This window comes from Bradyrhizobium sp. SZCCHNRI3052 (genome assembly GCF_032484895.1).
In the GTDB taxonomy this organism is placed as follows: Bacteria; Pseudomonadota; Alphaproteobacteria; order Rhizobiales; family Xanthobacteraceae; genus Bradyrhizobium.
Window position 1 is genome coordinate 154,639 of the sequence record NZ_JAUETW010000015.1, and the last position, 18,538, is coordinate 173,176.

Sequence of the window (18,538 nt, forward strand, 5' to 3'; positions counted from 1 at the left end):
ACTGGATCCCCTGATGACCGCACATTTCAGCAGCTTCGATACCGCCATCGATCCCGTGAAGCTCGACCGCCTGGCCGAGGTGGCGGTGAAGGTGGGCCTGCAATTGCAGCCGGGTCAGGATCTGCTGCTGACCGCGCCCTCGATGGCGCTGCCGCTGGTGCGCAAGGTCGCCGAACACGCCTATAAGGCCGGCGCTGGGATCGTGACCTCGTTCTTCTCCGACGAGGAACTGACGCTGGCGCGCTACCGTTTTGGCCGTGACAACAGCTTCGATCGCGCCGCCGACTGGCTCTATCAGGGCATGGCCAAGGCGTTCTCGGAGAACACCGCGCGGCTCGCCATCGTCGGCGACAATCCGATGCTGCTGTCCGGCCAGGATCCGGCCAAGGTGGCGCGCGCCAGCAAGGCCAACTCCAAGGCCTATCAGCCGGCGCTGGAAAAGATCACCAATTTCGAGACCAACTGGAACATCATTGCCTATCCGAGTCCGTCCTGGGCCAAGCTGGTTTTCCCGGACGTGCCGGAGGAGGTCGCGGTGGCGAAGCTCGCGGACGCGATCTTCGCAGCGTCGCGTGTCGACCGCGAGGATGCCGTGTCTGCCTGGGAGCGCCACAACGCGGTGCTGCGCGAGCGCACCGAGTGGCTCAACGGCCAGCGTTTCAGCGCGCTGCATTACACCGGACCCGGCATGGACCTGACGATCGGTCTTGCCGACGGCCATGAATGGGAGGGCGGCGCCTCGACTGCCAAGAACGGCATCACCTGCAACGCCAACATTCCGACCGAGGAAGTGTTCACGACGCCGCATTGCCGCCGTGTGTCGGGTCACGTCGTCAGTTCCAAGCCGCTGTCCTATCAGGGCACGCTGATCGACAACATCCAGGTCAGATTCGAGGAGGGTCGCATCGTCGAGGCCAGGGCTTCGAAGGGCGAGGAGGTGCTTAACAAAGTGCTCGACACCGACGAGGGCGCGCGCCGGCTCGGCGAAGTCGCGCTGGTGCCGCACTCCTCGCCGATCTCCAAGAGCGGCCTGTTGTTCTACAACACGCTGTTCGACGAGAACGCGGCCTCGCACATCGCGCTCGGCCAGTGCTACTCCAAATGCTTCGTCAACGGCACGTCGCTGTCGCCGCAGCAGATCGCAGCCCAGGGCGGCAACCAGAGCCTGATCCACATCGACTGGATGATCGGCGCGGCCGACACCGACATCGACGGCCTCCATGAAGATGGTCGCCGCGTCCCGGTGTTCCGCAAGGGCGAGTGGGCCTGACGCATGACGGGCCGGCGCCACGCGTGCACCGGCCCGAAGCGAGCCGCGAGCAATGCTCGCGGCGGTGTCGTCGTCGATCGAACCTGCCTACTGCTTGGCGCTGCCGGTGGTGGCCTGCACGTCGATCGTGATCCGCTCCGACATCACCGGCTTGTTGTGGGGGATGTGGCTCCAGTCGCCGAGCACGAGCTGCAAGGTGTGCTTGCCCGGCGTGAGGTTGACCGAGGCTTCAGTCTGGCCCTTGCCGAAATGCACGTGGCCGGCATCGACCGGGATCGCCTCGTTGAGTGCGTCGCCCTCGAGCGCGGGCGCGTCGATCAGCAGGTGGTGGTGCCCGGTGTTGGGAGCCTCGGTGCCGGACGGCGCGACGCCCATGCCGGACAGGCCGAAGCGGATCAGGACCGGCGAGGAGACGGTGTCGCCGTCCTTCAGGTTGATGAAGTAGGCCTTGGCGTTTTCGGGGGCGGGCGTTTCGCCCGCCATGACGAGACTGCTGGTTGCAAGGGCGGCGGCGGACAGCGTGAGGGCGAGTGCGAGGCTCAGTCGGCGCATCCTGGGAAATCCTTATCTCTGCGAAGGCGGCAAATCTTTAAAGGTGACGGCACGGCGCAGGATGGGCAGGGCGACCGGAGGGGCGCCTGTCCGCATCTTGCAGTGCGAGCAAACAGTAGATCAGCAGGTTTGGCGAGGCCGCGAACAAATTGCGGCGTTCGCGTGAAGTTTATAGCGCTTGCGTGTTTGTGATGCGACGGCTGGTCGCGGTGGTCTGTTCAAATCTTAACGACTGCGGAAAGCAGCCATTAGGTGCAATCGGCTACGCTCGCAAGCTCGTGCCGGCGTTCGCCCGGTCATTTCAGTCCCATGCATTTGAGGTCCAAGATGTCTCCGTCCTTGATCGAAACCGCCAATCTCGCCGTCGACCTGGCGCCCGCTCCGATCGAGCCGTCCTGGATCATCGAGGGCAATCCGACCGCGACCTCCTGCACCATCGCGCGCAGCAGCGACGGGCTGGGCTCGACCATCGTCTGGCACTGCACCGAGGGCAAGTTCAACTGGTACTACGATTTCGACGAGACCATCCTGATCCTCGAAGGCGCGATCACGCTGGAGAGCGAGGGCATGCCGGCGAAGCGCTACGGGCCGGGCGACGTGATCTTCTTCCGCGACGGCGCGCATGCCAAGTGGCATGTCGAGGGTCACGTCAAGAAGCTCGCCTTCTGCCTGAAGACCCAGCCCTACGTGCTCGGCCTCGCGGTGCGGGTCATCAACAAGCTCAAGCGCATGTTCCTGACGCCGGAAGGCCGCCGCGGCACCAGCCTTGCGGGCGCCTAGACGCCGTCGAGGATGATCACGGTCGGGACCTGTGGCAGCAGCTCGCGCGACATCTTCAAGGTGCGCTCGGCGCGGCGGTCGATCTCGAACTGCTGGCCGATCTTGCGCATGAACTCGTCGAGCGGCGTCGCGAAGCGGTGCATCGGCAGCACCACCGAGGCGCGCAGCCGCTTGGTGATCTCCGAGATGCCGTCGAGCGACATCGTGTAGGTGCCGTCGATCGGCACCATCACCACGTCGAGCCGGCCGATCGCGGCGAAATGCGTCTCGTCGAGCTTGACGTGCAGGTGGCCGAGATGGCCGATGCACAGGCCGGCGACCTCGAAGATGAAGATCGAGTTGCCGTCCTTGATCATGTCGATGCCGATGGAATCTCCGAAATAGCGGCGGGTGTCGGTGGTGATGTTGCGGATCAGCACGTCGCCGATTCGCTCGAAGATCTGGGCCGGCTTGCCGTCGTCGCCCCAGCCGCGCAGCACATGCGGGATGCGCGAATCGGGCGCCAGCGTGTAGTGCGTCGAATGCGCGCGGTTCATGGTGATCACGTCGGGCAGCCGTCCGACCTGATAGGCGCCGCTGTAGTCGGTCGCGATGCGGATGCCCATCGGCGTGTCGATGAAGTAGGTCGAGTGGCCGGCATAGGTGATCGTCACCTCGTTGCCGGCAGACGCCGTCCGGCGCAGGCTGACCGGCGTCGCGCGCGGTTGGTTGCCGGCCATCGCCAGGCACTCGCTGGTGCGCGGCCCCGATTGCGCCAGAGCGGGCGATGCGAACGCGACCAGCACGGCAAGCAGCGAGACCAGCGAGCGCAGCATGGCAGTTCCCCTTCGACAGCGGGTGTGAGTGTAGCGGGGAATCCGGATCAGAACTATCCTCGGCGCAACGGCCGGCTCGAGAGCGCGGCGCGACGACGTGGAGAGATGGCATGACGGATCGGGTGTTGCAGCCGTTGCGGGAAATCGACGCAGGCGTGCTCCGCATTGCCTATGTCGAGAGCGGGCCGGCCGATGGCCCCGTCGTCATCCTGCTGCACGGCTATCCCTACGATATCCACTCCTATGTCGAGGTCGCGCCGCGCCTCGCCGCGCAGGGCTGCCGCGTCATCGTGCCCTATCTGCGCGGCTATGGACCCACTCGTTTCCGCGACGCATCGACGCCGCGCTCGGGCCAGCAGGCCGCGGTCGGCGCCGATCTGGTCGCGCTGATGGATGCGCTGGCGATCCCGCGCGCCGTGTTCGCCGGCTATGATTGGGGTGGCAGGGCTGCCTGCGTCGGCGCGGCGCTGTGGCCCGAGCGCTGCACGGGCCTGGTCTCCGTGAACGGCTATCTGATCCAGGACATCGCGCGGGCATTGGAGCCGGCGCCGGTGCCGCGCGAGTTCGCGTTCTGGTATCAGTGGTACTTCCAGACCGAGCGCGGCCGCGCCGGGCTCGCCGCCCACCGCGCCGACATCGCACGGCTGCTGTGGCAGCAATGGTCGCCGCAGTGGCGCTTCGACGATGCGACCTTCGCGCGCGCGGCGGAGGCGTTCGACAATCCCGATCACGTCGATGTCGTGATCCACAGCTATCGGCATCGCTACGGGCTGGCCGATGGGGATCCGCGCTATCAGGAGCTGGAGCGGCGATTGGCGACCCTGCCCGTCATCACCGTGCCTACGATCACGCTCGATGGCGACGCCGACGGCGTGATCCCGGCAACGGACGGCCAGGCGCATGCTGCGAAGTTCAGCAACCGGATCGGCCATCGCGTGATCGCGCGGGCCGGCCACAATTTGCCGCAGGAAGAGCCGGAGGCGTTCGCCGCCGCCGTGACGGAGCTGCTGCGCTGAACGCTTCACGCCCGCGCCGGGCTCAGCTTCCAGGCCGCGAGCAACAGGCCCGCGGTCATCAGGCCGCAGACGATGGCGGCCTCGGGCAGCGCGAGCGCCAGCGCCGCGGTCGCCGCCCAGCCGATCGAGGAGAACGCCTCGGCAAAGGTCGCCAGCCGCGACGAGGTCTGGCGGCGGCGAAACTGGCTGCGACGCGCCTGGATCCGGAACCAGAGCTGGATGGCCGTGGAGGAGACGGTCGCGACCAGAACGGCAACGGCCGTGACCACCGCCTGCGCCGGTGCGACCCAACCGAGCGCAAGCACGAGCGGAGCGAAGATCATCGCGATCGTGATCAGCACGACCTCGACCTTGGCGCGCACGATGCGCGTCGCCGGCAGCGGCGCCGTCGCCACCAGCTCGGGCGCGTCCTCGCCGGAGATGGTGAGCCAGGCGAGGCCGCCCGCGAGCTGGCCCGCCGCCATCACGACGACCGGCGTGATCAGGAACACCGCCTGCGAGCTGTCGGAGTAGCTGCGCCACAGCAGCAGCGCCGGAGGCACCAGATAGAGCAATTGCATCAGCGTCTGCGAGATCAGCCAGGGATCGCGCCGCAGCAGCATGAACTCCTTGCGCCGCAGCGCCTGCTGCCGCGAGCCGCCCCGAAACGACCTGACGCGTGCGCCGGCGCGGCTGGAGATGCCCTGGGCCGCGGCGCTGATCGCGGTGTCGGCGAAGCGCGGCGAGAACACCATCATGACGACGCCGAGCAACAACAGTCCGGCTGCCAGCAGAATCAGCAGCGCCTGGCCGTCGCCGAGCGCCGCTCGAGCCGGTAGCCAAACAAGACTGTCGGGATCGGGCGCGATGGCGGCCGCGGCATCCGAGGTGAGGATGGCGAAGCGCGACAGCGTGCCGTAGGAGACGATCGCCGCGATCTGCAGCACGATGACGAAGCCGGCGCCGATCACGGCAGCCAGGATCTGGGCGACCAGCCGCGTTCGCGCCGGACCAATGAGGCGGAACAGGACGATCGTGATGGCAATGGCGACCGCGGCCGCCGACAGGCCAACGGCTGCGACCACGACGAACGCCGCGAGCCAGCGTGCGCCGCCCTCGATCAGCAGCACGTCGACGAAGGGGGTCGCGAGCAGCAGCGCCATGCTGGTCACGGAGAGCGCGATCGCCGCGATCCGGACGGAGAAGATCTCGGCCAGCCGCACCGGCGACGACATGATGAGATCGAGGTCGGCACGGGCGTAGAACACGCGTGTGACGGATTCGATCGCCTGCGACAGCATCAGCGCCCAGGACAGCATGATGGTCGCGGTGATGACGATCAGCGCGGTCTTGTCGAGCGGCAGCTCGAGATCGGCGTAGCGACCGACCACGACCCAGGCCGGCAGATGCATGAGGGCGCCGAACAGCACGAGACCGATGATGGCGGCCCGCGTGCGGCGGCGCCTGCCGGCCGTGATCATGCCGAGCCATTCCCGCCAGGCGAGCCGGAGCTCGTGACGGGCGAACCAGGCGAGCGTCGCCGCCCGCGTCATGCCGCGGACGCGACGTTGACCAGTGCGATGAACAACTCCTCCAGGCTGGTGTCGGTGCGACCGTTCTGCTGGCGCAGCTCGGCCAGAGTGCCTTCGGCGACGACGCGCCCGGCGGCGATCACGCCGATCCGGTCGGCCATGCGCTCGGCGACTTCGAGAATGTGCGTGGTCATGATCACCGTGCCGCCGCGGCGGACGCGCTCGGCGAGCAGGCCCTTGACGTGCCGCGCCGACACCGCGTCCAGGCCCGTCAGCGGCTCGTCCAGGATGATCAGCCGCGGGTCGTGGATCAGCGCGCCGGCGAGCGCGACCTTCTGGCGCATGCCCTTGGAAAAGCCTTCGCAGCGCTCGTGCAGATGCGGCTCCAGCCCGAGCGAGACCAGAAGTTCGGTTGCCGCGTTACTCGAGGCCGCCGGATCGATGCCCCACAGTCCGGCGACGAACTCGAGATATTCGAGCGGCGTGAGCTTGTCGTAGATCATGGGCTCGTCGGAGACCCAGGCCATCACCTGCTTGGCGGCGATCGGGTCGCGCAGTGCATCGATGCCGAAGATCTCGATCCGCCCGGCATCCGGCCGCAGCAGGCCCGCGACCATGCGCAGCGTCGTCGTCTTGCCGGCGCCGTTCGGGCCGACCAGTGCATAGAATTCACCCGAGCGCACCACGAGGTCGAGCGCATCGACCGCCGGCCGCTCGAAACATTTCGTCAGTCCTCGCACGGCGAGGGCGGGGCTGCCTGGGGTCATGACGGCACTATCGCCTCGTTCGGTTCGCGTCTGCAATGTGGATGCAACTCGTTGCGGCGCGGTGAACGAGCCGCCGCATCGTGTCCTTCGGTGCCGGCCGGTTCCGTCGGCGCACTGGCCGCATTCCTGCCGTCCTCGTCCCGTGAACTCCCGGCCACGTCTCAAGTTGTGGGCACGCGGCAACGATGCGCGATCGTCAATAGTTCACGGAAGCCGTCCCCTCAGGCGACAGCGCCCGGACCTCCGCCATCAGGGGCAAAGCCTGATACCGGGAGATGCCGGTCTCGTCGATCACGAACAACGGCCGCACCTGCCGCGCATCGCTGTCCTGGATCATCGCCATGCGCTGATTGTCGAGCATCAGCCAATGCCCGTCGAGGCGCGCCGCCGCGACGGCGTGATCCTCGTCCCGGACGACATCGTGCAGGATCACGATCCGCAGATCGTCGATGGCAACGCCGGCCATCCGAAGCGCGACGAGCTTGGCGATCGCGTAGTCCTCACAATCGCCGGCACGGCGTTCGAAGGTAGCGAGAGGGGAGGCCCACACGTCCACCTGGCCATATTGAGCGAGATCACTGGCCGGCCGGATGGCCAGATTGACCGCCCGATTGATCTCGCCGAGCCTTGCCCGTCCCGCCCGGAGACGGCCCTGATCGATGATCGCCAGCAGGCTGAGGGCGGCAGGGGAGACGCAGCGCTCGCGGTCGCCATCGCACAGCGCGAGCTGTACGCGCTCGTCTTCGAGCTTGCGCGCGAGCGCCAACCACTTGTCGCGCAACGCGCCGGCCTCCAGGCCGACCCGCGGCAGGCCGAATGGCTCGGCCGTATCCTCGATGGCGGTTGCGAACCCCAACGGCTGCGCGACAGGACCGGCGCCCGCTGGGCCGCCGATCCATATGGCGGCGCTGGCGGCCGCGGCCGCCAGCGATGCGCGCATCAGCGCAAGAAAATTCATGTGACGCCCCGTGCCCGGATCTCGGCCGGCGCGACGCAGCGCCTGACGGAACCGAATGCTTGTTGGGGGTCAGCATGGGTGCGGAGGCTTGGCCTCTGCTTAAAACCGGCAATCCGGCGACCAAATCGCGGGATTTACGCTGAACGTTGTGTTGCTCCGATGCGACAAATCCTAGCGAAAGCTGAACGATGGTCGCGAAGGTCTGGAGGGTTCGCGGTGAAGTTGTGCTTCGAACCCATCCGCAGCTCCTGCCAAATTGATGCAATTCGTCGATTCTTGTTCTCCCACCCGCAGTCCTCCACTTGAAATCCGTTGTCAGGGGTAAGCCGGTGCGGATGTTGATGTCGGCAAAGGTATTGGATGGCCTATGAATACTTGGAATTACTTTGATTTTCTGAAACGACGTGAATTTTGACTTAGAAGGTCTCGGCCGGGGTCAGCTTTAAAGAGGGCAGAAACTCGACAACATCGTAGCCATCCCGCGGAAGCCGCCGTTTTTGGCCACCTGAAGCACAAGCTGAAGGTGGTTCCGCCAGACACTTGCCAGTGATATGCACGCCTTGAACACTCATTCTTATGTATTCATTAACCATAGTCGGTGGCCCCTTGAATTACGCTGGCAATTCTGACGCCGCGCTTTTCTCCGAAGGCCGGGGCGCCTCTTCGCACGGTCACGTGCGGCTGGAGACGCCGCATGCCCATGCGCCGACCGACGCGATCGTCGTTCCGGACGCGCATTTTCTGTTCAATGCCGATTTCAAGCGGTCTGGTCTCGACCTGATCCTGTCGTCCGACGGACGCGAGATGGTGCTGCCGGACTATTTCAAGGGCGAGAAACGCGCGCCGCTGGCCTCGCCGGACGGCGCGCATCTAACCGGCGACCTCGTCAACGCGCTCTCCGGCGCGGTGCAGGTCAGCCAGGCCGGGGCGGCCGCGAGCGTGAGCAAGGTCATCGGCCATGTGACCAAGCTGCAGGGCACCGCGACGGTCATCCGCAACGGCGTTTCGATCCTCCTTCACAACGGCGACAACGTCGAGAAGGGCGACGTCGTCCAGTCCGGCTCGGATTCGACGCTCGGCATCACCTTCATCGACGGCACCGTGTTCGGCCTGTCGTCGAATGCGCGGATGGTGCTGAATGAAATGGTGTACGACCCCAACGGGTCGAACAATTCCTCGCTGATCAGCCTCGTCGCCGGCACGATCTCGTTCGTGGCCGGCGAGACCGCCAAGCATGGCGACATGAAGGTCGACACGCCCGTGGCGACCATGGGCATTCGCGGCACGGCCGTGCTGGTCGAGATCGACTTCACGGTGCCGGGGCAGGGCAGTCTGCCCGATGCCAAGTTCCAGGTGCTGGTCGAGCCCGATGGCCACACCGGCTCCTACGTTCTGTTCGACAAGACGACGCTGCAGCCGATCGCTGTGGTGAATCAGGCCGGACAGCAGATCCAGATCAGCAACGGAATCGTGAATCAGAGCGCTGTCCCGCTCACGCCGGACATCCAGAAGCTCATCAATGACGTCTTCACGCTGAAGTTCACCGACAACAGCAATCCGAAGTCGACGACCCATTTCACCGACATCGGGGTGCCGCAGACGCTGACGCCGCTGACCTTGCCCAATGGCACCAGCGCGACGCCGATCATCCGCGTGGTCGACGACACCGGCGCGACGACCGGGACTGGCCAGACCGGCGAGCAGCTGTCGCACATCCCGGGTCCGCCGGAAGTCAGGATTCTCGATACCGGCGGCCGGCTGACGACGGCTTTCGGAATTATGGAGCGCGCCGGTCAGACCGGGAACGGCGCCGATCTCGACGCCGTGCTCAGTCGCGTCAATTTCGTCGACATCAATGGCATCGACCGGCCGACGGTGTCCGTCAGTTTCAGTTCCTACGCCTATAAGAGCGCGCAGCAGGCCGACGTCACGGCCTCGTTGAATGCCCTACAATTGCAGGACGTCCTGGCGACCGCGGTGAAGATCACGGTCACGCCCGATCCGAACAACAAGAATTTCGGCACGGCGACGCTGACCTACAGCGTTCCCGACAAGTATTTCGATTTTTTGGCGGCAGGTGAAACGCTGACGCTGACTTACATCGTCCGCGTGGACAACAACTTTGCGCCGTCCAACGAATTCGCTCTGGTCCCGATCACGATCACCGTGACGGGGACCAACGACAAGCCCGAGATCGTTGCGAGCGTCCAGACCATCGCGTTCGAGGGCGGCACCAGCGTGCCCGGCGGTCCGCTGACATCGGACGATCCGACCTCGGGCACGCTGACCTTCAAGGACGTTGATCTCACGGACAGCCATACCGTCTCGGCGAAGCTGACCAGCGCGGTTTTGGAGGGCGGCGGCAGCATTCCGCCGGCCCCGTTCGCGCTGTTCGAACAGGCCCTGACTGCGTCTCTGGCCTCCGACAGCACCGGAAGCGGCACCGGCAAGATCAATTGGAGCTTCGCCAACCTGCCGGTCTATGTCGCGGATTTCATTCCCGCGGGTCAGACGCTGACGCTCACCTACACCGTGACCGTGACGGACTCGCAAGGCGCGACATCGACGCAGACGGTCACGGTGACGATCACCGGCACCGACGATCCGGCGGTGGTCTGGATCGCCACGACGCAGCCTGGCGAGAGCAGCGGGGGGCAGGTTCATCTGTGGAGCGACGGCGCGAACTGGGCAACCGGTCTGGCTCCGACCGCCGATGATGACGTCATCATCATCACCGATCAGCTGCACGGCCTGACGCCGGCCTTTCCGGTGACGGTCGACGACGACGCCTACGCCTACGCCAAATCGGTCACGCTGAATGATTTCGGCGGCGGCGCCGTTCCGGAGCTCGACAATAACGGCACGCTGACGATCAGCGGCGCGCTGACGGCCAAGGCCGACTCGCTCATCTACAACTTCTCGGGTGCGACGATCACCGTCGGCGGCTCCGCGCAGATCCTCGAACAAAGCGAGTTTCACAATGCCGGCACCGTGCTGCTGGCTGGCGGCGGCGTGTTCGGGGCGAACGCCGGCATCTTCAACACCGGAACGATCGAGCTGTCCGGCGGTACGCTGACCGTGCATGGTGACGTTGCGAACGCCGATGAGGACAGCTCCGGCCTCATCCAGGTCGACCTGGGCGCGACGCTGACCCTGGAGGGTGGCAGCATCGATGGCGGCACCATTCTGATCCAGGGAATGCCGATCGTTCAGAATCTTGGCACGCTGGAGAACGACGGGCAAACGCCACCGCAAGCCAACGGTCTGCTCGTCCTGAAAGGCGGAGCCGACATCAGCAATGGCCAGCTGACCAATTTCGGCGCGGTCGACGTGTCTGGCGCCGGAAATGCCATCTCGAACGAGATCGTCACGAACGTCGGCCTGATCGACATCAAGGCGGGTGGCGCGCTTGCGCTCGCCAACGACACCAGCATCGACAATACCGACGGTACGATCACGGTCGAAGACGCCGGAACGCTGACCCTGTCACAGGCGCGCGTCAGCGGCGGCACGCTGATCAACGAGTCCGGCGGAGCGGTGGCCCTGATCGGCCACGCCGCGCTGATCGGCGGGACGCTCGACAATTTCGACACGATCGCCGTGTCCGGCAGCGGCAATGCGTTCGAGGACGAGACGATCACGAATGCGAACGCCGCCGCGATCACCATTGCGCTGGCTGGTGCTCTCTCTCTGAGCGGCACGAGCATCGCCGGCGGCGCTATCACCAGCGATGGGACGATCTCCGTCGACGGCGACAGCACGATCGACGGCAGCGCCGTCGCTGGCGGAGAGCTGCTGATCGGCGAGACCGGTCCGCTTGCGGAAATGACGGCGATCCTGACCGTTCAGGGCGGCGCGTCGTTGACCGATGTCGACATCACGATCGGCGACGGCTCGACGCTCGAGGTTGCTGCAGACGAGACCGCGACCCTGGCCGGTGTCACCGTCGACAATTCCGGCACAGTCCAGGTGGACGAAGCCGCACTGCTGCTGATCGAGCAGAGCACCATCACCGGCGGCGATCTCGTCAACCACGGCATCGTGCATGTCGAGACCGCGGCTGCGACGACCTTCGACAATGTCACCATCGACAACACCGGCGGCCAGATCATCATCGATGAGGACGGCACGGTCCCGGTGGCGTCGACCCTGGTGCTCGACGGAAGCACGACGATCACCGGCGGCACGTTGGACATTCGGATCGCCGGCACGCTGGAGATTGCCGGCCACGACGTCGTGACCCTTTCGGGCGTGGACGTCGACAATGTCGGCAGAATGACCGTCGATCTCGGTGCGACGCTCGATCTCGCCGGCACCACGGTGAGCGGTGATGGCAATCTCTATATCTATGGCACGATCACGGCGAGCGGCGCGAGCGGACTCAGCGGAACCATCTACAACGACGGCACGATCGAGATCACGGCCGGGACGTTCGAGATCAACGGGGATGTCACCGGCTCGGGGCTGATCAAGGTGGATGCCGACGCGACGCTGACCGTCGCTGGCCACGTCGATCAGGTCATCGACTTCAGCAGCGAAGGAAGCAGCGAGATCGTCATCGACGACGCCAGCTTCTCCGCCAAACTCGCCGGCCTCGGAGCAGACGACAAGATCGATCTCCAGACGATCAAATGGAGTGACGCGACGACGGCGTCCTATGACGCCGAAACGGGCGTGCTCACCGTGATCGACGGCGAAGGGCACAGCATCGCTCTGACCCTCGTCGGAGATTTCAGCGGCCTGCATTTCGCCGGCAGCAAAGACGTGAATGGCGGAACGCTGATCACGTTGACGGCCAAGGACGACGCGCCGGTGGTTACAGATCCCGGCAAGCCGGGTGCATTGACCGAAACGGGGGCTCAGACGGGCTCGTCTGATCTGCAAAGCGTCACGGGGACCATTCATTTCAGCGACGTTGACCTCACAGACCGCCCGACAGCGTCGATCCTTCCTCATGCGCAGAGCGTGACATGGGTCGCGGCCGATGGGCACACCGACTTGTCCGGCCAACTGACGCCGGACCAGATCGCCGCGTTCGAACAGGCGCTGCAACTGAGCCAGGGCGGCAATGCCAACAATGGCAAGGTCGACTGGACCTATGCCATCGCCGACGGCAAGCTCGATTTTCTTGGCGCCGGGCAGACCATCAAGGTCACGACCACGGTGACGCTCGATGATCATCATGAAGGCGGCACTGCGACGTCGACGATCGTCGTCACCATCACCGGCACCAACGATCTGCCGGTCGTAAGGAGCGATGCGCAGGCGGCCATCATCGTGGAGCGTACGGCCGAGTCAGGATCGAGCCTGCTCGACACGGCGAGCGGCACAATCACCTTCACGGACGCGGATGTCACCGACGCGCATGTTCTGAAGGTGATCGGCGACGTCGCGACCTCGGGCAACGACGGCGGCTTGCCGTCGGACATGTCCGTGCTCAAGAGCTGGCTGTCACTCGGTGCGCTCACCGAGTCCGGCAACGGTGCGGGATCGCAGGCCTGGAGCTTCGCTGCCGGCGACAAGGCGTTCGACTATCTCGGAGCCGGCCAGCACGTGACGCTGACCTACACAATCGAGATCGCCGACGACCACGGCGGCGTTCAGAACGTGCCCGTGACCATCACGGTCAATGGCGCAGAGGACGCGCCCGTCATCACCGGCGAGACCAATCCGACCGTGCAGACCGTCGTCCTGGCCGAGCGGGCGACCGTGCTGGCGAGCACCGCCAAGACCAATGCCGAGGGCATGCCGACCGAGACGTTCGATCGCGGGTCGGAGGGCTCGATCTCCGACAACGGGCGCGGTCACGGCAGCTTCTACAGCGAGGCGCTGCACGCGACGTTCACGGCCAGCGGCAATGCGGGAATCGTGCACGGCTCCTCCCCGGTGTCGGCGGCGCCCTACATGGCCGACGGCGCCGACAAGACCAACTATCTCAGCGTCGGCAGCCACGCCCAGGAGACCATCACCTTCGACAGCGTCAAGAACAGCTTCGGGCTGTATTGGGGCTCGGTCGACAGCTACAACAGCATCTCCTTCTACAACGGCAACAAGCTGGTGGCGTCCTACACGGGCAGCGACGTCGCGCCGCTGCTCGCCAATGGCGGGCAGGCGTCGCTGGCCTCGAACGGCTATGTCGAGTTTCTCGGCCTGTCGCCGTTCAACAAGGTGGTGCTCGCCAGCAGCCAGAATGCGTTCGAGCTCGACAATGTTTCGGCCGGCTTCATCGCCGATCAGCCGGTGAAATTGACGAGCGGCATGTCCGGCACCTTGACGGTGCTCGACAGGGATGTCGGCGACACGCTGACCGCTTCGGTGGTCCAGAACGGCGTGATCAAATACAATGGCTTGCCGAGCCTGCCCTCGAACGCCCATGTCCAGGCGCTGGCCGATGCCCACGCGATCACCTTCGACCGCGCGATATCCGATGGCGGCTCCGAGGTGCTGCACTGGACATATCATCCGGCCGATGTGAACCTGGATTTTCTCAATCCCGGTGACACGCTGACCGTGACCTATCAGGCGGACGTCAGCGACGGCCGAGGCGGAACTGCGACCAAGGCGCTGACCGTCACGTTGGCCGGCAACGGCGCATCGACGTTCAACGGCACGGACCAGAACGACAATTTCGTCAATGTCGGCGGCGGCGTGACGATCTTCGGCAAGGACGGCAACGACACCTTCGTCTTCAACCCGCATTTCGGCAGCGCCACGATCGGCGATTTCGATCTCAACAAGGACATCGTCGAGCTCGATCATTCGCTGTTTGCCAGCGTCGAAGCGATGGTCGCTGCCGCGCAGTCGGCCAATGGCGGCCACGACACCGTCATCACCGATGCGGTGCATGATACGCTCACGCTCAAGGGGGTGACGTTGGATCAATTCAAGGCGCATCACGACGGTTTCCACCTCGTCTGAGCCCGCACGTCCGTCTGCGATGCGGGCGCCGGCGTTGCCAAGCCGAGCGCTCTTTGGAGACGATCAGACGCCTCGGATCGCCCGCCTCGGCGTGATATCGGATGCTGCATGAAGCGATTGAGAGCAGTTCCTCGATGGTTCGCACGCAAGTTCGGCTTTGCGCGCCTGATGTGCCTGGTGCTGCTGGTCGCCTTCGCGGCGCTGCGCGCTGCCGATCCCGCGCCGATGCAGGAGCTACGCCTCCGCGCCTTCGACAACTTCCAGGCGTTCAGCCCCCGGGTCAAGACGATGCGCCCGGTCACCATCGTCGACATCGATGAGAAGAGTGTCGCCGACCCCAAGCTCGGTCAGTGGCCATGGCCGCGGACGCGGATCGCCGAGATCGTCGACAAACTGACGCAGCTCGGCGCGCTTGTCATCGCCTTCGACGTCGTGTTCGCCGAGCCGGACCGGCTGAATCCCGCGATTGCAGCTGAGACCTTTCCCAGCCTCGACGAAGCGACGCGCGAAAAGCTGAGGGCGCTGCCGTCGAACGATCAGGTGCTCGCCGATTCCCTGCGCCGGTCGCGCGTCGTCCTCGGCGAGACGGCGAGCCGCGACGTGCGGGCCGAACCCGACAAGACGCTGCCGGAGACCGGATTTGCGATGGTAGGGGAGCCCATCCCCTTCATGGAGCCGTTCCCGGGGCTGTTGCGCAACGTGCCGCTGATCGAGCATGCGGCGGCCGGCCGGGGCCTGTTCACGATCGAGCCGGAGCGTGACGGCATCGTCCGCCGGGTGCCCATGGTCATGCGAGCCCAGGACATCAAGATGCTGGCGCTGAGCTTCGAAATGCTGCGGGTCCTGACCGGGTCCGGCACTGTTCTGGTCAAGGCCGATCCAGGCGGTATCACCAGCATCGGGCTGGGCAGCGTTCACATTCCGACTGACGGCAACGGCAAGATCTGGGTCCATTACGCCAATCATGACCCATCCATCTATGTCTCCGCCATCGACGTGCTCGAGGGCCGCGTACCACCGGAGAAGATCGCGAGGAAGCTGATCCTGATCGGGCCATCCGCGATTGGCCTGAATGACATCAAGACAACACCTGTCTATTCGGCGATGCCGGGCGTCGAGGTGCACGCCCAGGTGCTGGAGTCGGTGCTCACCGGGTCGATCCTGGCGCGGCCTTATTGGGGCGTCGTGGTCGAGTTCTTTGGCGCGCTCCTGCTAGGGCTGCTCGTCATCGTCTTCGCTCCGCAGCTCGGCGCCATTACGCTGGTGATCGTGGGAGCGGTGTTCGCGAGCGCGCTGCTTGGCCTGTCTTGGTACTTCTACACCCAGCACCGGCTCCTGATCGACTTCACCTATCCGATGCTGTCGACGACGGCGATCTATCTGACGCTGATCTTCGCCAATTTCGTCCGCGAGCAGAATCAGCGCCGGCAGATGCGCTCGGTGTTCGGGCAATATCTGTCGCCGGTGCTGGTCGAGCAGCTTGCCCAATCGCCGCCGACGCTGGGCGGCGAGGAGCGCGAGATCACGGTGATGTTCTCGGACGTGCGCGGCTTCACCACGATCTCGGAGAGCTACAAGCACGATCCGCAGGGCTTGACGCAGCTGATGAACCGCTTCCTCACGCCGCTGACCAACGCCATCATCGCCCGCAAGGGCTATGTCGACAAATACATGGGCGACGCCATCATGGCGTTCTGGAACGCGCCGCTCGCCGACAAGGATCATCAGATCAATGCCTGCGAGGCGGCGCTCGACATGCTCGAGCGGATCGATCAGGTGAACGGCGAACGCGAGCAGGAGGCCGAGCATGGCGGCCACGTCTACATTCCGCTCAAGGTCGGCATCGGCCTCAACACCGGCATCGGCGTGGTCGGCAACATGGGCTCCGACCTGAAGTTCAACTATTCGGCGCTTGGCGACAGCGTCAACCTCGCGTCGCGCCTGGAGGGCCAGACCAAGGAGTACGGCTTTCCGATCATCGTCGGCTCGGCGACTGCGATGGCCGTGAAGGACCGGCTCGCGATTCTCGAGCTCGACTTCATCATGGTCAAGGGTAAGACCGAGCCGGAGGTGATCTACGCCATCGCCGGCCGCGAGGACGTGATGTACTCCGAGCGCTTCCAGTTGCTCCGCAACCTCACCATCGAGATGCTGGCGAGCTATCGCAGCCGCGATTGGGAAGGGGCGCTGGCCGCGATCGAGCGCGGCCGCAAGAGCGACCAGGGACAAGACTTGGCCAAGCTTTATGATCTCTATGACGCACGCATCCGCAACTACCAGGTCAATCCGCCGCCCGAGGATTGGAACGGGGCGTACGCACTGCTGACGAAGTAGCCGGTGGTCCGTTCCCGAGTTCGCATCATGTCGCGGCGGCCTCGTTGGCCTGGTCCGGTGCCCGCGCGATGAGTATGCTCATCATTTGCAGACCACATAAGCCGAATAGGGCGGGCAACGCTTGCTGCGCTCATCCGTGCCGGGGACGGGGCGGGTGGAATGCCGTGGCGGGAGACTTCGCTTGGCACGCGGCAGCTTGCCCGCATCCTGCTTCGATGACGATGGGACGAAGGGGTTTACAGGCCCATTGGATGATGTCTGGGCGTCCACCGCCGCGAGCTTGCCGATGAATGCGAGCGACAGGATGACGAGCTTGACCGAACGATAGCGCGCTCCAGTCTGCGGGACGGGTACAAGGATAGCGCAATCGAGCAGGCGTCGAGCGCATCGCGTTTGTTGCGAGGTTGCAACAGCGGGATAAGAAGCAACTTGTGTCATGTGACGTCGATTGCATGAATCTGCGCGTGCTTGTAGCATTTTTCTACTCAAGATAGAAAGTGCATGCAGATGGGGGGCATCGATGCAGTCTTCTGAGGACGGGAGTGCGGCCGGTTTGACGCAGGGCAGGCCGGCACGGGGTGCGATCAAGCGTTTCACTCTACCAGTTGCGGGCAGCCTCATTGCTGCTGTGGCTTGTGTGCTCGGGGCGGGCGCGGTGTCGGCCGCGGATCTCCCGGTCAAGGCGCCGCCTCCGCCGGTCTCGTTGTGGGAGTTCGAGGTCGGCGCCCGCTATTTCTACAGTTCGGGCCGCACCCGCTACACGTTGGGCGATCCTTTCGTCGCTGGCCAAACCAATTCTCTGCTGACCTACAAGAATCTCAACAGCCATGCCGGCGAGGGGTTCGCCAGGGCCGATCACAGTTTGGGTTTCTTCGCCAAGGGCTTTGCGGGCGGTGGCAACATCTTCAGCGGCAGGCTCAACGACGAAGACTTCCCGCCGGCCGTCATTCCGTACTCGAATACGGACAGCAGCGTGAACAGCGGCAGGCTTTGGTACGGCACGATCGACGCCGGCTACAATTTCTGGAGGGGGCCGGCGTTCAAGGTCGGCGGCTTCGTCGGCTACAACCATTTCTACGAAACCGTCAACGCATACGGATGTACCCAGGTCGCGACCAATCCGTTTATTTGTGGTCTCGATCCTGTTGCGGGGGGCGTGCTGGTGCTCAGCAAGACCGAGAACTGGGATTCGCTCCGTGTGGGGTTGAACGGCGTCTTCAAGCTCGGCCAGAACTGGAACGTCACCCTCGATGGCGCCGTTCTGCCCTATGTCCGGCTGAGCGGATTCGACAATCACTGGCTGCGCCCCGACATCAATCCGCTTCCGCAATCTGGAAATGGCTGGGGCTACCAGCTCGAGGGCATTGTGTCATACGACGTGACGAGAAATTTCAGCGTCGGCGTCGGTGGCCGCTATTGGTACGCCCGGACGACCAGTGGGACCACTCAATTTCCTGGAGTCCCGGGGTCGCCCACGACCTTCAGCTACGAGCGGTACGGCGGCTTTCTCCAGGCCTCCTACAAGTTTGACTCGGGCGCCTTCGGGAAATGAAATACTGGCTATCGTGCTGAAGAGGAAGCCCGGCAAAACGCCGGGCTTCTTTCTTTGCGAGCGCG

At 64.8% G+C, this 18,538-nt stretch carries 11 protein-coding genes; 6 read left to right on the forward strand and 5 right to left on the reverse strand.

Annotated features, from left to right (window positions below; all coding sequences use genetic code 11):
* Positions 1–13: 13 nt before the first annotated feature.
* Positions 14–1,270 (forward strand): aminopeptidase, encoded by a 1,257-nt coding sequence (locus tag QW887_RS30255; protein ID WP_315825905.1) that lies wholly within the window; start codon positions 14–16, stop codon positions 1,268–1,270.
* A gap of 87 nt (positions 1,271–1,357) precedes the next feature.
* On the opposite strand, the gene QW887_RS30260 is transcribed toward QW887_RS30255, so the two are convergent.
* Complete coding sequence (locus tag QW887_RS30260) at positions 1,358–1,822, reverse strand: DUF4399 domain-containing protein (RefSeq protein WP_315754975.1); 465 nt, start codon at positions 1,820–1,822, stop codon at positions 1,358–1,360.
* A 327-nt stretch (positions 1,823–2,149) separates the two neighbouring features.
* Between QW887_RS30260 and QW887_RS30265 the strand changes: the two genes are divergently transcribed.
* Positions 2,150–2,602 carry a cupin domain-containing protein gene (locus tag QW887_RS30265; RefSeq protein ID WP_315754973.1) on the forward strand — a complete coding sequence of 151 codons (453 nt, stop codon included), beginning with the start codon at positions 2,150–2,152 and terminating at the stop codon, positions 2,600–2,602.
* Here QW887_RS30265 and QW887_RS30270 read toward each other — a convergent pair.
* Positions 2,599–3,417 carry an MBL fold metallo-hydrolase gene (locus QW887_RS30270; protein ID WP_315754972.1) on the reverse strand — a complete coding sequence of 273 codons (819 nt, stop codon included), beginning with the start codon at positions 3,415–3,417 and terminating at the stop codon, positions 2,599–2,601. The two genes, QW887_RS30265 and QW887_RS30270, sit on opposite strands and share 4 nt — an antisense overlap.
* 110 nt (positions 3,418–3,527) lie before the next feature.
* On the opposite strand from QW887_RS30270, the gene QW887_RS30275 reads away from it, so the two are divergent.
* Positions 3,528–4,433: an alpha/beta hydrolase gene (locus QW887_RS30275; protein WP_315713703.1), complete on the forward strand. Its 906-nt coding sequence runs from the start codon at positions 3,528–3,530 to the stop codon at positions 4,431–4,433.
* Positions 4,434–4,438: 5 nt separating this feature from the next.
* On the opposite strand, the gene QW887_RS30280 is transcribed toward QW887_RS30275, so the two are convergent.
* The 3 genes from QW887_RS30280 to QW887_RS30290 all read right to left on the reverse strand — a co-directional run bounded on the left by QW887_RS30280 (position 4,439) and on the right by QW887_RS30290 (position 7,669).
* A complete protein-coding gene (locus QW887_RS30280) occupies positions 4,439–5,965 on the reverse strand; it encodes a permease (RefSeq protein WP_315713704.1) in 1,527 nt (508 codons plus the stop codon).
* Positions 5,962–6,711: an ABC transporter ATP-binding protein gene (locus tag QW887_RS30285; RefSeq protein ID WP_315713705.1), complete on the reverse strand. Its 750-nt coding sequence runs from the start codon at positions 6,709–6,711 to the stop codon at positions 5,962–5,964. The genes QW887_RS30280 and QW887_RS30285 overlap by 4 nt, the downstream gene beginning before the upstream one ends.
* Before the next feature lie 196 nt (positions 6,712–6,907).
* Complete coding sequence (locus QW887_RS30290; RefSeq protein WP_316167323.1) at positions 6,908–7,669, reverse strand: transglutaminase-like cysteine peptidase; 762 nt, start codon at positions 7,667–7,669, stop codon at positions 6,908–6,910.
* A gap of 606 nt (positions 7,670–8,275) precedes the next feature.
* Between QW887_RS30290 and QW887_RS30295 the strand changes: the two genes are divergently transcribed.
* From QW887_RS30295 to QW887_RS30305, 3 genes are all read left to right on the forward strand, one after another.
* On the forward strand, positions 8,276–14,587 hold the full coding sequence (locus QW887_RS30295; RefSeq protein ID WP_316195730.1) for a VCBS domain-containing protein: 6,312 nt from the start codon (positions 8,276–8,278) through the stop codon (positions 14,585–14,587).
* Between the two features lie 108 nt (positions 14,588–14,695).
* Positions 14,696–16,921: an adenylate/guanylate cyclase domain-containing protein gene (locus QW887_RS30300; RefSeq protein WP_316169570.1), complete on the forward strand. Its 2,226-nt coding sequence runs from the start codon at positions 14,696–14,698 to the stop codon at positions 16,919–16,921.
* 520 nt (positions 16,922–17,441) lie between these two features.
* On the forward strand, positions 17,442–18,473 hold the full coding sequence (locus tag QW887_RS30305; protein ID WP_316159349.1) for a hypothetical protein: 1,032 nt from the start codon (positions 17,442–17,444) through the stop codon (positions 18,471–18,473).
* Positions 18,474–18,538 lie beyond the last annotated feature (65 nt).

Excerpts from the sequence above, each read along its gene's own strand:
- QW887_RS30255 (WP_315825905.1), top strand. The coding sequence starts at position 14 with ATGACCGCACATTTCAGCAGCTTCGATACCGCCATCGATCCCGTGAAG.
- QW887_RS30260 (WP_315754975.1), bottom strand. The coding sequence starts at position 1,822 with ATGCGCCGACTGAGCCTCGCACTCGCCCTCACGCTGTCCGCCGCCGCC.
- QW887_RS30265 (WP_315754973.1), top strand. The coding sequence starts at position 2,150 with ATGTCTCCGTCCTTGATCGAAACCGCCAATCTCGCCGTCGACCTGGCG.
- QW887_RS30270 (WP_315754972.1), bottom strand. The coding sequence starts at position 3,417 with ATGCTGCGCTCGCTGGTCTCGCTGCTTGCCGTGCTGGTCGCGTTCGCA.
- QW887_RS30275 (WP_315713703.1), top strand. The coding sequence starts at position 3,528 with ATGACGGATCGGGTGTTGCAGCCGTTGCGGGAAATCGACGCAGGCGTG.
- QW887_RS30280 (WP_315713704.1), bottom strand. The coding sequence starts at position 5,965 with ATGACGCGGGCGGCGACGCTCGCCTGGTTCGCCCGTCACGAGCTCCGG.
- QW887_RS30285 (WP_315713705.1), bottom strand. The coding sequence starts at position 6,711 with ATGACCCCAGGCAGCCCCGCCCTCGCCGTGCGAGGACTGACGAAATGT.
- QW887_RS30290 (WP_316167323.1), bottom strand. The coding sequence starts at position 7,669 with ATGAATTTTCTTGCGCTGATGCGCGCATCGCTGGCGGCCGCGGCCGCC.
- QW887_RS30300 (WP_316169570.1), top strand. The coding sequence starts at position 14,696 with ATGAAGCGATTGAGAGCAGTTCCTCGATGGTTCGCACGCAAGTTCGGC.
- QW887_RS30305 (WP_316159349.1), top strand. The coding sequence starts at position 17,442 with ATGCAGTCTTCTGAGGACGGGAGTGCGGCCGGTTTGACGCAGGGCAGG.